Origin of the sequence: Spirosoma sp. KCTC 42546, from assembly GCF_006965485.1 — a bacterium.
GTDB lineage: Bacteria > Bacteroidota > Bacteroidia > Cytophagales > Spirosomataceae > Spirosoma.
On sequence record NZ_CP041360.1, the window covers coordinates 1,841,344 to 1,856,655 of the forward strand.

A 15,312-nucleotide genomic window follows, 5' to 3' on the forward strand; every position below is an offset into this window, starting at 1 on the left:
AGTGCTATTATTTTTAGTGAACTAACGAACTTTGACCGACTCAATTTAATCAACCAACTATACCCCATGAACGTTTCTGTAAACTGGGAAGGTGTTTATCCCGCGCTACTGACTCCATTTACGGCTGATGATCAGCTCGATCTGCCACTTTTTGAGAAAAATCTCCAGGCTCAGCTCGATGCCGGGGTACACGGATTTATCATTGGGGGCTCGCTTGGCGAAGCCAGTACGCTGCTGAACGATGAGAAAATCGAACTTCTGAAATCGGGGCTGGCGGTTAGCGATGGAAAAGTGCCCGTTCTGATCAATATTGCTGAACAGGCTACTAAACAGGCCATTGCGCGCGCTCAGGAAGCAGAAGCCAATGGCGCTGATGGGCTCATGCTGCTGCCTCCGATGCGTTACCCTGCCGATGCCCGCGAAACGGTTACGTACTTTAAATCGGTGGCTCAGGAAACATCATTGCCAATCATGATCTATAATAATCCGTACGATTACAAGATCATGACTACCGTAGCCATGTTTCATGAACTAGCCGAACTGCCCAATATTCAGGCCGTAAAAGAATCAACGCGTGATCTGACCAATGTAACCCGTATGCGAAATGCCTTTGGCGACCGCTATAAACTGCTGGGTGGTGTCGATACGTTGGCCCTGGAAGCATTGCTACTAGGGTGCGATGGCTGGGTTGGCGGTCTGGTTGACGCATTTCCACAGGAAACCGTTGCGATTTATGAATTGGCTAAAGCGGGTCAGGTAGCCGAAGCGCTGGAAATCTACCGCTGGTTCATGCCCCTGCTCGAACTGGATATTCACCCGAAATTAGTTCAATACATCAAACTGGCCGCTACAGCAACTGGCATTGGTTCCGAATATGTGCGAGCACCCCGCCTGCCGCTAATCGGTGCGGAACGGGAACAGGTACTGGACGTTATTCAAACGGCTTTAGCAAAGCGACCGGTTGTTAATGTATAATGAACAATGGATAATGTGACACCCCGAGTGAGACTAGGCATTATCCATTATTCATTGTTCATTAACCATTATTCATTAAATAAATGTCCGAGTTTCATTTTTTTTGCATTGATGCGCATACCTGCGGCAACCCGGTGCGGGTTGTTACGGGGGGGAGTATTCCGTTTTTGCAGGGCGGGACTATGAGTGAAAAACGCCAGCATTTCCTGCGTGACTACGACTGGATTCGGAAAGGACTTATGTTCGAACCGCGGGGGCACGACATGATGTCGGGGAGTATTCTGTATCCGCCTACCGATCCCGCTAATGATGCGGGTGTGCTATTTATCGAGACTTCTGGGTGTTTGCCCATGTGCGGTCATGGCACGATTGGTACGGTAACGGTCGCCATTGAGCAGAATCTGATTAGGCCCCAAACACCGGGCGTCCTCAACCTCGAAGTGCCCGCCGGATTGGTTCGGGCCGAATACCAGCAGGAGGGAAGGAAGGTAACGTCGGTGAAGATTACGAATATTAAATCGTACCTGGCAGCCGAGAAATTGACGGTCGAATGCCCTGACTTGGGAACGCTCACGGTCGATGTTGCCTACGGTGGTAATTTCTACGCCATTGTTGATCCGCAACCCAATTTCCCCGGCCTGGAGCACTATAAAGCGGAGCAGCTTATTGGCTGGGCGCGGGTGATGCGTGAGCGGATGAACGAGCAATATACCTTCGTCCATCCCGAAAACCCGACCATTAACGGCCTGAGTCATATTCTCTGGACAGGAAAGCCACTGCAAGAAACCTCTACCGCCCGAAATGCTGTTTTCTACGGCGATAAAGCCATTGACCGCTCACCCTGTGGAACGGGCACCTCGGCCCGGATGGCGCAGTGGTACGCGCAGGGGCGACTCAAACCGGGTGACACGTTTGTTCATGAGAGTATCATCGGCTCCATTTTCAACGGGCGTATCGAAGCAGAAACCGAATTAGCTGGTAATCCGGCTATTGTGCCAAGTATCGAAGGTTGGGCCCGGATTCACGGCTACAATCACATCATTCTCGACGAAGACGACCCATACGTGTTTGGGTTTCAGGTAATTTAATGAGCGAAAGAGTGAATGAGTGAAAGACTGGGCCGCCTGAATGGTGAATGAGCGGCTTTGCTGATACCAGCTTTTCGCGCAATTCACTCTTTCGCACTTTCACTCTTTTAAAATGTCACACGTTGGTATTGTGGGCGGGGGTATTGTTGGACTTTGTTCGGCGTATTACCTGCACAAAGCGGGGCACCGCGTAACGCTGTTCGATCAGGGACCTATTGCCGATGGCTGTTCGTTCGGTAATGCGGGTATGATTGTACCCAGTCATATTATCCCGCTGGCGCAACCGGGTATGATGGCTAAAGGCATGCGCTGGATGCTGAAATCGACCAGCCCGTTTTATGTAAAACCGAGACTAAACGCCGATTTACTGCGTTGGGGCTGGCTTTTCTACCGCCATTCGACACCCGAGCACGTTGAGCGTTCCATTCCGGTGCTGCGCGATCTTAGTCTGCTCAGTAAAACGTTGTATCAGGAGTTGGCCAGTAACAGCGATTTAACTTTTGAGTGGCAGGAGCGGGGACTACTGATGCTCTACAAAACCGCATCTGCCGAACACGAAATGGCCGAAGAAGCCGAGGTGGCTAACCACGCGGGCATCGAAGCGCAGGTACTCAATGGCCAGCAAGTGCAGGACTTGGAACCCGACACGCGGGTTGACGTTCGCGGTGGTATTTTTTATCCCGGCGATGCGCACCTGAATCCAAATGAATTGATCAAGTCGCTGGTTGCCTATCTGCGTCGGGAGGGGGTTACCATTCTGGAAAATCATACCGTTACAGGATTCGGCAAAACGGGTTCAACGATTAAATCGGTGCAGACTGCGCAGGGTGATTATCCCGTTGATGCGGTTGTTATAGCGGGTGGTGCCTGGTCGCCTGTTCTTGCAAAGCAACTGGATTTGAGTCTATCCTTGCAGGGTGGTAAAGGCTATAGCTTTATGCTTAGGAGCGTAGCTAACAACATTCGTGTACCCGCCATCATGCTCGAAGCCCGCGCTACGGCCACGCCGATGGGAGCGGATCTTCGCTTTGCGGGAACACTCGAAGTAGCTGGTACCGATATGACCGTGAACATGAATCGAGTGCGGGGTATTGTACAGTCGATAAACAACTATTATCCAGATATGCCGGTCGAGATGCCTGCCGTGGAAACGGTTTGGCGGGGATTGCGCCCCTGTTCGCCTGACGGGTTGCCCTACATTGGCCCTACCGAACGCTACAATAACGTCGTGTTGGCTACAGGGCACGGCATGATGGGACTAAGCCTGGGACCAGCTACCGGCAAACTAGTTAGTGAACTTATGGACGATTCGGTTAGAAGCATGGACGTTGCTGCTTTTAAACCGGAACGTTTCGCCCGATAAGGTGTTCCTCAAAAACGGGCTACTGTTGCCCAATCTATTTATAACAATCTCCTGCCTGTCGTTATGACAAACTCCCTTGCAAATCCTGTTGCCGATTCATTTCAGGGCATTAACCCAGCTACCGGACAGCCATTGCCGGGCCTATTTCAAGAAGCTACGGTTAGCGAAGTTGCCCAGGCCTGTGAGCGGGCAGCCGAAGCATTTTCTGAATATCGCAAAAAATCAGGTGCCGAGAAAGCTCGTTTCCTGGAACAAATCGCTACCGAAATCGAAGCCTTAGGCGATGAATTATTGACGCGTGCACAAGCCGAATCGGGCTTACCATTGGCTCGCCTGACAGGCGAACGTGGCCGTACGACTGGTCAACTGCGTTTGTTTGCCGATTATTTACGAGAAGGTTCCTGGGTCGATGCGCGCATCGACACCGCCCTGCCTGATCGCCAGCCCTTGCCCCGCCCTGATTTGCGGCAGATGCTGCGTCCATTGGGACCAGTAGGTGTGTTTGGCGCTAGTAACTTTCCGCTGGCTTTTTCCGTGGCGGGTGGCGATACCGCTTCTGCGCTGGCTGCTGGTTGCCCAGTTGTCGTAAAAGGACATCCGGCACACCCCGGCACATCGCAATTGGTGGGGGATGCTATCAGTCGGGCTGTTAAGGCTTGCGGTTTGCCTGCCGGGACATTTTCGTTGGTTCAAGGTCGAACGACGGCTGTCGGTATGGCCATTGTTGAGCATCCGGCTATCAAAGCGGTTGGATTTACAGGGTCGTGGCGAGGGGGAAAAGCGTTGTTCGATGCGGCCGCCCGTCGCCCGGAACCGATTCCGGTTTATGCCGAAATGGGAAGCACCAATCCCGTTTTCTTTTTACCTCAGCTCCTTAAGGAAAAAGGGAGTGCGCTGGCACAAAGTTTTGTCGGCTCAATTACGCTGGGTGTTGGGCAATTCTGTACAAATCCAGGTATGGCCGTGGTCCAACAATCATCTGACGCCGACACGTTTATGCAAGCTGCGGCTCAGGGCATAACGAATAGTCAGCCAGCTACCATGCTCACACAGGGTATTCAGCGAGCCTTTACAGCCGGGATTGATAAATTGACAGCTGCCGAAGGTGTAGATGTGCTTGGACAGGCTACGGCGGCCGACAGTTTTGCTAATGGCACGCCTACACTTTTGAAAACATCTGCCGAAGCGCTTCTGGCTAATCCGGTACTTGCCGAAGAAGTATTTGGCCCGAGTAGCGTATTAGTCGAAGCGGGTGGCCGAGAGCAACTACTGGCCGTAGCGCGTGGACTGGAAGGACACTTAACTGCCACGGTTTGGGGCACTGATGCTGAACTACTGGAATACGCCGATCTGCTCGAAATTCTGGAACAGAAAGTAGGTCGGTTGTTAATTAATGGCTTCCCGACCGGCGTAGAAGTTAGTCATGCTATGCAACATGGCGGTCCATACCCTGCCACGACCGATTCGCGCTCAACATCTGTTGGTACCAACGCGATTCTACGTTTTGCCCGCCCCGTTTGCTATCAAAATTTCCCCGACGCGTTGTTGCCCGACGAACTGAAAGCAGCTAATCCGCTTCACATCTGGCGACTGGTGGATGGAAAACGGGTGAATGCGTAATGATATAAACACAGAGTCACAGAGAGCACAGAGTTTTACATTAACTCTGTGCTCTCTGTGACTCTGTGTTTAAAACTAGTCAGGTACTTATGAGCCGATTATCTCTTCTTTTCACTTTTCTGGTAGTAGTCAGTTCTACCAGCTTTAGCCAACCTGTCAGCTCATCAGCTAGGGCAGATGATGGGTGGAAGTTAGTCTGGGCCGATGAGTTTGAGGTAGCTGGTCCGCCGAATCCGAAGAACTGGAAATTTGAAACGGGCTTTGCCCGGAATCATGAACTCCAGTGGTATCAGCCTGATAATGCCCGCTGCGAAAATGGCTTGCTCATTATTGAAGCGCGTCGGGAACAAAAGGCGAATCCAACGTATCAGGCCAATAGCACAAACTGGCAGACCAACCGGCCTACCATTAAGTATACGGCTTCCAGTTTGCATACGAATGGGTTGCATAGTTGGCAGTATGGCCGGTTTGAAATGCGGGGACGTATTGATACCAGTCCCGGTTTATGGCCCGCTTTCTGGACATTGGGCGTGAAAGGCGAATGGCCAGCTAACGGTGAAATCGATATTATGGAGTATTATCGGAACATGCTGCTGGCTAATGTTGCCTGGGCAACCGGTAAACGATACACGGCTGAATGGCGGAGTACTAAAAAACCGATGGCCTCTTTCAACGATCCCGATTGGTCGAAGAAATTCCACGTATGGCGCATGGATTGGGACGAAACTGCGATTCGACTTTATGTTGATGATGAGCTATTAAATGCAGTTTTATTAACCGATACCATTAATAAAGATGGAACGGGTAGTAATCCGTTTCGTCAGCCGCATTATGTACTAGTCAATCTGGCTATTGGCGGGGACAATGGGGGCGACCCATCGGCAACTTCATTTCCCCGTCGGTTTGAAGTCGACTATGTGCGGGTTTATCAGAAATAACAATTCCTTTATTGAGTACCTACTTTTATGAAGCAGCAAAAACAACTTGTACGTATACTGTCCACATTGCTCAGCTTTTGGGTAATCAATACTGGTCTGGCGCAGGTTAAACCGCAGCCTGTCAGGATAGAGGTTGATTTAGGCGCTGATAAAGGGCCGATCAAACCCATCTGGGCGTGGTTTGGCTACGATGAGCCGAACTATACCTACATGAAAGATGGTAAGAAATTGCTGACCGAAATCTCGCAGTTGAGCAAGGTACCTGTAAACGTGCGGGCACATAGTCTGCTGGTTACCGGCGATGGAAAAGCGGCTCTGAAATGGGGGTCGACCAATGCCTATACTGAAGATAAAAAAGGGAATCCAATCTACGACTGGACGATCGTCGATAAAATTTTTGATACATATATAGAGCGGGGTATGAAGCCCATTGCCCAGATCGGTTTTATGCCCGAAGCGCTCTCAACGCATCCGCAACCCTACCGGCACAACTGGAAACCCGGCGATAACTACAACGATATTTACACCGGTTGGGCCTATCCGCCAAAAGACTATACAAAATGGAGCGAACTGGTTTATCAGTGGGTAAAACATTCGGTTAGTCGGTACGGCCAAAAGGAGGTAGAAAGCTGGTACTGGGAGTTGTGGAATGAACCCAACATTAGCTACTGGAAAGGCACCACCGACGAATACATTAAGCTATATGATTACACCGCCGATGCGGTGAAACGGGCACTGCCGACGGCTAAAGTGGGTGGCCCCGAGGTGACGGGCCCTAACTGGGATGTATCGGCCAAATTTTTTAAAGCCTTTATGGATCACGTGGTTAGCGGCAAGAACTATGTGACAGGGAAAACAGGTACCCCCATTGATTTCATTACGTTTCATGCCAAAGGTGCGCCTAAACTGGTGAGTGGAGCAGTGCAAATGAATATGGGTACGCAGCTTCGCGATATTGACAAAGGCTTTGAAATCGTGGCGTCCTATCCAACCCTGAAACATCTACCCATTATTATCGGAGAGTCCGATCCTGAAGGCTGTGCGGCCTGTTCGGAGGATTTACATCCGCAGAATGCCTATCGCAATGGCACTATGTACTCAAGTTACACGGCGGCTTCCTTTGCCCGTAAATACGATCTGGCTCAGGCTCGGGGTGTAAATCTGGAAGGAGCCGTAACCTGGGCGTTTGAGTTTGAAGACCAGGCCTGGTTTAGGGGTTTTCGCGATCTGGCAACCAATGGCGTCGATAAGCCCGTGCTAAATGTGTTCCGTATGTTCGGTATGATGCAGGGCAATCGGGTGGGGGTGAAAGGCGGCCTCGCCTATGATTACGCCCGTATTCGGGACCAGAGTGTGCGGGCCGAAGACGACATCAATGCCTTTGCCACAAAAGATGCTAAAACGGCTGCGGTGATGGTCTGGAATTACCACGATGATAATCTGCCTGCACCCGATGCCCCAGTAACCATTCAGGTGAAAGGTGTTCCTGGGCAGAAAGTCCTGCTTCAGCATTACCGCATCGATAAGCAGTTTAGTAACTCCTACGAAGCCTGGAAAAAGATGGGCTCGCCCAAAAGTCCAACGCCCGAGCAAATTGCCGAACTGGAGAAAGCAGGTCAGCTTCAATTGCTGACCTCACCCGAATGGATTAACGTGAAAGAGGGTATCGTGAATCTACCGATGGAACTTCCTCGTCAGGGCGTATCGCTGCTGAAGTTTTCCTGGGAGTAAAATCAGCTTAGTCATCTTTACCTAAAGTCACGTATTGCCTTATGTCACTAAACCGCTATATTGGCGGGCTAATTAGTGGTCTAATTTTCCCCACCGTTCATGTTCGCTTCCATAGTTGGTCAGCGCGTTTTGCTGCTGACGGTTTGTATCCTGCTTGGAATTACTGTAGGATTTTCTCAGAAATCAGCTAATCCAGCACCTACTATTAAATTCGGCATAGTCAATTCCGATCATTTTGTTGATTCTCCTACCGACTCCACAGCCGAAGCGGTTGTGTTATATGATTATGGTGAGGTTTGGTTCGATAAAAGCGACAATGACATATGGTTAAATACGACCTATCATGTCCGGTTAAAAATCCGAAAAAAATCGGCTTATGACCGGGCTACCATTCAGCAGATAACTCGCCGGGGCACAATGGGCCAGCACGAGCTTGTGTCTGACTTTGAGGGCTACACCTACAATCTTACCAATGGCGATGTGTCGATCAGCCAGTTGAAAAAGGAAGGCCATTTTACCGAAAAAGCATCGGATCAGTTTTGGGTCGAGAAATATACACTGCCCAACGTTCGGGAAGGATCAATTATCGAGTATAAATACACTGTTCGAACTCCATTTGGTGTTACGTATAATCCGCGCACCTGGCGATTTCAACAGGACATACCCGTTCGCTGGAGCGAGTACCGGATTACAATTCCCGATTATTTCTATTATAAGATGCTGATGAGCGGCTACTTAGCCATGCTTGTCAATGATCGCAAATCGACTACAGTGGGTCTGTTTTCCGGTCAGCCAGATGTAACGGCATCCGCTTATCGATTTGCCATGAAAGACATTCCGGCTTTTCGGGATGAAGCTTACATAACTACCGACGACGACTATATGGCCAAGATTGAATTTGAACTGGCCAGTTACCAGATTCCGGGTTCGACGGGCATTGTTCGTAAGGATATTGCCGTCAGTTGGGAAACGCTGGATAAAACCTTGCTTACCGATATTGATTTTGGCGGTCAAATTAAACGGACTGGTTTCCTGCGCGAAACGGCTAAATCATTGCTCGCTTCACAGGCTGATACGTTGGGCCGGGTAAAAGCAGCATACGACTATATTCGACAAACCATCAAATGGAACGATGATGCTGGCATCTGGTCGTCGACTGGAATAAAAAAGGTACTTGAGAATAAAAAAGGGAACGCGGCTGATATTAACCTGATGTTGATAGCCTTGCTTCGGGAGATGGATATTGACGCCAATCCGGTTATTTTAAGCACTCGCTCACATGGTCGAATCAATGAGTTATACCCCTTAATTAAAAAATTCAACTACGTCGTTGCGCAGGTTTCGGTGGGAGGTAAGGATTTATTATTAGATGCTACCGATGCATTTCTGCCTGTGGGCATGTTGCCACTCCATTGCCTGAATGGAAAAGGGCGGCTTGTTCATCCAACCAAATCTCGTTTTGTCTCGCTGAATCCATATGAACGCGACGTTGAGGTTCATATGGGAACATTTACGCTCACGGAAGACGGGGAAGTCTCTGGCAAACTCGCGCATTCTCATGGAGGTTATAGCGCCTGGAGTGCCCGGAAGCAATTTGCCACGGATGGGAAGGCCAAATACCTGGAAAGTATTCAGAAAAAGCGCCCGGCCTGGCAAATCGACAAAGTTGACTTTTCGGGAGCAGATGAAAAAAGTAGTGCTTTCAATACGGATTATACGATTACCATTCCAGAGGCCTGCGGGCGGGCAGGTGACCGGTATTATTTTCACCCCATGCTAACCGAAGCCCATACCGTTAACCCGTTTAAGGAAACGGATCGACTCTATCCTGTCGATTTTGGAATACCTATTGAGGAGACCTTCTCGGCTACGTACACCTTACCTAAAAACTTTAAAGTAGAAGAGCTACCGAAGCCCGTGTCAATGGTTCTGCCCGAAAATGGAGGACGATTTATGTATCAGGTAGGCGTTGTCAGCGAAAATCAGATTCAGATTATCAGCCGCATTTCCCTCCGTAAGCCGATGTATTTTGCCGAGGAGTATGGCTCATTACGGGAACTGTTTAGCCGGATCGTGGCCAAACATGCCGAACAAATTGTACTCAAACGGGAAGCAGTGGCCGATTCGAAATAATCATGAAAAATTTGTTATTCCTGGCTCTGCTAATGAGCCATCTGGCCTGGGCACAGACCGATTATAAAGCTACATCTGTACCCGATGGATTGAAAGAAAATGCGCATGCGGTGGTTCGTCAGCATGACATGGTATTCACTGTGAAGTCGGCAGGTGAGGCCTCGCAACGCGTACATAGCGTTATAACAGTGCTGGATAAACAGGGGGATGATTTTGCGTCGATGGTGGTTGGGTACGATAAATTATCGAAAATAAACGACCTGGAAGGGGCGCTCTATGATGCAGACGGAAAGCTGATCAAAAAACTTAAGAAAGCAGATGTTGAGGACTATAGTACGTACACCGACTATAATCTTTTTGATGATCAACGAGTAAAATCGGCGAGCTTTCCCAAGCAGCCAACTTATCCATATACCGTAGAGTTTCTGGTGGAGACAACGGAGCGAAATCTAATGTTTTACCCAACCTGGATGCCCCAGAACAAGGAGCACCTGGCCCTTCAGCAAGCTACGTTTACAGTCAATATGCCAGTAGGGCTGTCATTGCGCTACAAGGAAATGAATTTGCCCGTACCTGGAACAGCTATAGCTACACCCGATGGAGGGAAAACCTATGTATGGAAACTCGCCAACCGTCCAGCACTGGAATTTGAACCCCTGTCGCCACCAGCCCGTGAGCAGATACCTATGGTTTATGCTGCGCCTACTGATTTCGATGTTCAGGGCTACAAAGGAAAAGTGACAAGCTGGCGAGATATCGGGAAGTTTTATTATACGCTGAATAGTGGTCGCGATCGTATTCCTGATGAGTTACGCCAACGCATACTCGAATTAACAAAAACGGAGACTACTACCAGTGGGAAAGTACGGAAGATCTATCAATTCTTGCAGGATCATACCCGCTATGTCAGCGTTCAGTTGGGAATTGGTGGATGGCAGACTATCGAAGCGGATAAAGTAGCCGCCAGTAAGTATGGCGATTGCAAAGCACTCACTAATTATACCCAGGCTTTACTAAAAGCTGCTGGCGTTGTAGCCCACCCACTGTTAGTAAGAGCCGGTGATGATGAGTCAGATCTATTGGCTGATTTTCCCAGTTTTCAGTTTAATCACATTATTCTGTGTGTGCCCGATAAGCGGGATACGCTCTTTCTGGAGTGTACAAGTGGGTACGGGCCGGCAGGCTATATGGGTGATTTTACAGGAAATCGTCATGCTCTCCTGATTTTACCCGAAGGCGGACATCTAATAAAGACGCCGTTCTATGAAGCCAAAGATAATCGTCAGCAACGGCGTATTATGGTTAACCTCACCGAGAAGGGAGACGCCACGGCAGAGGTTCAAACCCGTTATACTGGTCTTCAGCAGGACGATTATACTGATGCAATTCATAGCCTGAATCGTGAAGATCAACGTAGCTGGTTACTCAAACGCATTGCAATTCCGGCCTTTGAGTTAACTAAATTTTCCTTTAATGAACACCCTGGCCTTATTCCCGCTGTTACAGAAAATCTAACCCTGGCGGTTCGTCAATTAGCTACGATCAGTGGAACAAGGTTGTTTCTGCCACTCAATCTACTGTCGGCACTACCGGCGGTGAGTCCGTTAATACAGCCTCGTAAGGCCTCTCTTGAATTAGGTGTAGACTACGATTTTGAGGACAGTGATTCGATTACTTATCAACTGCCTAAAGGCTATGCACCCGAATATAAGATTGATCCCGTAACGATAGCGTCGAAATTTGGAAACTATACAGCCCAACTGACTACAGATGGTGACCGTATCCAGTATGTTCGTCATATTGCCATGCATGGGGGCAGGTATCCGGCAACGGCCTATCCAGAGTGGATAGACTTCCGGAAAAAGATTGCTAAAGCCGACCGAGTTCAATTGGTATTCGTTAAAAGTAATTAAACCAAACCCTTTTCTGCCTGTCGAACGTTTATACAAAAAGGACTACAATCACTTATGAAAAAAGCACTTGTTTTAATAGTAGCAGCTTTGCCACTGTTGTTCAGCCAATGCAGTGTCAACAACCAGATTTCGCAGGCAAAAACACTTGGCGATTGTCGCTATACCATTGCCTCTGCTGATAGTATTTACCTGGCAGGAATTGACGTCAGGAAGTTGCGTAAGGTAGAAGATATTAATCCAGCTCAGTACCCCCGGCTGGCGACTGGTTTGCTAACGCGGAATGTACCGTTGGATGCCCGGCTAAATATTGATATTACCAATCCAACCAACAAAGTGGCAGGTATCAACCAACTGGAGTATAAGATTTTATTAGCCGGACAGGAATTGTTTAACGGATTCCTGAATCAGCGCATTGAAGTTCAACCCGGTGGTGGGCGGACACGCGTTCCGGTTCGGTTGAATACCAACGCTTACCAATTGCTCACGGATAGTAAAACGCGGGATGCGTTTACGCAATTGGTACAGAACCTATCAGGAGCATCGGGAACCCAACCCTCTAAGCTTACTATCAAGATTAAACCAACGCTTGATTTGCTGGGCAAGCAGGTGAATTACCCTGGTTATATCACGATTGACCAGGACGTAACGAATAAAATACTATTGGGCAATTAAGAAGCGTTGGCTTTTATCCCTATTTATTCAGTAGCATTTTGTTTACCCTGGCTTTTTTAGGTCAGGGTAATTTTTTTTTGCCTATTTTACTGATCTAATGTCTAATCCGGATTAACGAACTAGCTGATGCGTCTGTTTCTGATTGCCTTCCTATTTTCGATTTCGATACTACCAAGCCTGGCTCAATCGAACAAAATTCAACTCACCCACGATGAAGCGCAGAAGCGTGTTTCAGTTACCGTCGATGGGAAACCATTCACGGCTTATATTTATCCAGGCCCAACCGTCCTGAAAAAGCCAGTTTTATATCCGATTCTATCGGCTGGAGGTAATTTTATCACACGAGGCTGGCCACTCGACCCTCGGCCCGACGAACGAATTGACCACCCGCACCATGTGGGTATGTGGTTCAACTACGGTGATGTAAATGGTCATGATTTCTGGAATAATTCGATTCAGGTTGGACCCGAGCATAAGGGGCCATTCGGTACAATCGTGCACACAGGTGTTAAGTCGATGAAGAGCGGGAATGGCAAGGCTACACTAGTCGTTACAGCCGATTGGCTCGATAAAGATAACAAAGTGATGCTTCAGGAAACAACAACTTATGAATTTGGTGCTAGTGCTGCCAATCGTACAATTGAACGAATTACAACACTTAAGGCCGCTGATAAAGAAGTCGTTTTTAAAGATAATAAGGAAGGTATGATTGCTCTGCGAGTTGCGCGTCAACTCGAACAGCCTTCAACGAAACCTGAAATCTTCACTGACGCGCAAGGGGTACAGACAAAGGTGCCGGTATTAAATAACACAGGTGTAACGGGTTTATATCATAGTAGCGAAGGCGTAGAAGGCGATGCCGTCTGGGGGACGCGTGCCCAATGGATGAAATTAACGGGTACTGTTAACGGGGAAGCCTTATCAGTCGTTTTAGTAGACCATGCCAAAAATATAGGCTACCCAACGTACTGGCATGCCCGAGGTTATGGTCTGTTTGCTGCTAATCCATTAGGACCCTCTGTAATGAGCAGTGGTAAGGCCCCGGCATTAAATTATACATTGCCAGCAAATCAGGCTGTTACGTTCCGGCATAGACTATTAATACAATCAGGTACTTTGTCGGATGCTGATTTGGTACGATTATCTAAATAGTTAATGAATATTCGAAATCGTTAACTTGTAGGAGAAGAAAATCATTTGGCATATTATTTGTGGGTCATGAAAATTAGTACATCAAATCGTACTGGTTTTATGACCCACATCTTTTTTAGTAAGTACCCGCATTGGAGTCGTGTGTTTTTTGTTGCCTTACTTTGGGCGCCAACACTGCTAACTGCTCAAATTCGAAATTCTACTCCTCTACCACTTCCGAAGCCATCGCTTCGTGTTGGGGCCGATGGATTAATGACAATTGAGAATTCGCAGATTAAAGTAGGTATTAATACAAATGCTGGTGGTGCTATTACATACCTCACCTTCCAGAATGACCAGGGGGGAAAGGTTAATACCCGCAATATGGTCAGTAATCCTCTTATTGGAGGGCGTACTGATCTCGGGCGGCAGATACAAATAGGTCTTTATGGCGGTCCATACGAATATTCACAAAATGGAAACCCTGCCTGGGTTGGTCTCGGCTGGAACCCCATTCAGGCAGGTGACGTCTACTTTAATTCAGCTCAGGTATTATTGGCTGAAAAGCAGGATAATTTACTGCATACGAAAACCATTCCTAAGCAATTTGCTTTTTATAACGAGCCAGGAGAGGCTACAATAGAACACTGGATTCGATTAGATGGGAATGTAGTAAAGGTGCACGTAAAAGTAGTTCTGTCACGATCAGATAAAACTCAGTATGAGGCTCGCCAGCAGGAGTTTCCTTGTATGTATTTGACCGGCGATTATCACAATATGTGGCTTTATAAAGGTAGTAGCCCCTATACAAATGGATCTCTTGCACTAGAACGGATACAGCCACCTCAAACGACCATATTTGGTGATGTATTTCCAACAGAGCCCTGGATGGCATCGACGAACGATAATGGTTACGGAGTTGGGTTATATGCAAAGGGTAACTACGAATGGAAAAGAGGTTATTTTGGGGCCGATCTGGGTGGCGATGAAACTAGTACTGTGGCCTCCTATATCGCAGCTGCGAATAAAGTCGTGTTTGACCATAATTTAGTCCATGAATGGGATTATGAGCTGATCTTAGGACATTTAAGCGAAATACGATCCTATGTCTACAATAAACAGCATTCACCGCCTGGACCTAATTATTTGTTCGATACATCGCGTAAGGGCTGGTTATACTATCACGCAACAGATACGGGCTGGCCTATTTCCGGTAAATTACATGTTCATCTAGATGATGCGACAAATGCTCGAATTTTATCGCCATTTGTTTTTTGGAAAGGCCGTAGTAATCCGAAGATTTATTTGCGGGCAGCATTTAACACGCAAAGTGACAAGTTCCGAATTAAATGGCGCCGTAGTGACGATATAACGATATACGGTACTGGGGATCGAATAATGGAATTTCCAGTTATCAACGATGGGCAATTTCATACGTATACAATTGATCTAAGCTCAAACGATTACTGGCTCGAAGCCGACATTGGACAAATAGCGTTTGAGCCCGTTACTGATAAGCCCCAGCCTAATGCCTGGGTTGAATTTGCCTGGGTTGCCACTAGTCCAGATGGGCCTACTCCTGAGATAGTTGATCCATTTGTGCCACCTGTTGATAATCCTTGTGTACCCGGTTGTGCTCTGGTAAGTGTAAAGAAGATTCAGTACATTAAATCGAATCGGAAGCGATAAGGAAAATTTCCAGAAGGAAACTACACTGGTCAGACCGTATTTGGCTAGTCTGACCAGGA

General features: G+C 48.0%; 11 protein-coding genes. All 11 read left to right on the plus strand.

Annotation, left to right across the window (positions count from 1 at the left end):
- Window positions 1–66 precede the first annotated feature (66 nt).
- The 11 genes from EXU85_RS07455 to EXU85_RS07505 all read left to right on the plus strand — a co-directional run bounded on the left by EXU85_RS07455 (window position 67) and on the right by EXU85_RS07505 (window position 15,253).
- Entirely contained in the window at window positions 67–975 is a 909-nt protein-coding gene (locus tag EXU85_RS07455) for a dihydrodipicolinate synthase family protein (protein WP_142771479.1), read from the plus strand.
- Between the two features lie 83 nt (window positions 976–1,058).
- Window positions 1,059–2,063, plus strand: a complete 1,005-nt coding sequence (locus tag EXU85_RS07460; RefSeq protein ID WP_142771480.1) for a 4-hydroxyproline epimerase — start codon at window positions 1,059–1,061, stop codon at window positions 2,061–2,063.
- Window positions 2,064–2,175: 112 nt separating this feature from the next.
- On the plus strand, window positions 2,176–3,426 hold the full coding sequence (locus tag EXU85_RS07465; RefSeq protein WP_142771481.1) for an FAD-binding oxidoreductase: 1,251 nt from the start codon (window positions 2,176–2,178) through the stop codon (window positions 3,424–3,426).
- A 63-nt stretch (window positions 3,427–3,489) separates the two neighbouring features.
- Window positions 3,490–5,046: an aldehyde dehydrogenase (NADP(+)) gene (locus EXU85_RS07470; protein ID WP_142771482.1), complete on the plus strand. Its 1,557-nt coding sequence runs from the start codon at window positions 3,490–3,492 to the stop codon at window positions 5,044–5,046.
- A gap of 89 nt (window positions 5,047–5,135) precedes the next feature.
- Complete coding sequence (locus EXU85_RS07475) at window positions 5,136–5,984, plus strand: family 16 glycosylhydrolase (RefSeq protein WP_142771483.1); 849 nt, start codon at window positions 5,136–5,138, stop codon at window positions 5,982–5,984.
- A gap of 27 nt (window positions 5,985–6,011) precedes the next feature.
- A complete protein-coding gene (locus EXU85_RS07480) occupies window positions 6,012–7,715 on the plus strand; it encodes a beta-xylosidase (protein ID WP_142771484.1) in 1,704 nt (567 codons plus the stop codon).
- Between the two features lie 99 nt (window positions 7,716–7,814).
- Window positions 7,815–9,848, plus strand: a complete 2,034-nt coding sequence (locus EXU85_RS07485; RefSeq protein ID WP_142771485.1) for a transglutaminase domain-containing protein — start codon at window positions 7,815–7,817, stop codon at window positions 9,846–9,848.
- A gap of 2 nt (window positions 9,849–9,850) precedes the next feature.
- Window positions 9,851–11,761, plus strand: a complete 1,911-nt coding sequence (locus tag EXU85_RS07490; protein ID WP_142771486.1) for a DUF3857 domain-containing protein — start codon at window positions 9,851–9,853, stop codon at window positions 11,759–11,761.
- A 54-nt stretch (window positions 11,762–11,815) separates the two neighbouring features.
- A complete protein-coding gene (locus tag EXU85_RS07495) occupies window positions 11,816–12,433 on the plus strand; it encodes a hypothetical protein (RefSeq protein ID WP_142771487.1) in 618 nt (205 codons plus the stop codon).
- 126 nt (window positions 12,434–12,559) lie between these two features.
- Window positions 12,560–13,585 carry a PmoA family protein gene (locus EXU85_RS07500; RefSeq protein ID WP_142771488.1) on the plus strand — a complete coding sequence of 342 codons (1,026 nt, stop codon included), beginning with the start codon at window positions 12,560–12,562 and terminating at the stop codon, window positions 13,583–13,585.
- Window positions 13,586–13,684: 99 nt separating this feature from the next.
- Window positions 13,685–15,253 (plus strand): hypothetical protein, encoded by a 1,569-nt coding sequence (locus EXU85_RS07505; RefSeq protein ID WP_142771489.1) that lies wholly within the window; start codon window positions 13,685–13,687, stop codon window positions 15,251–15,253.
- The last annotated feature ends 59 nt before the right edge of the window (window positions 15,254–15,312 follow it).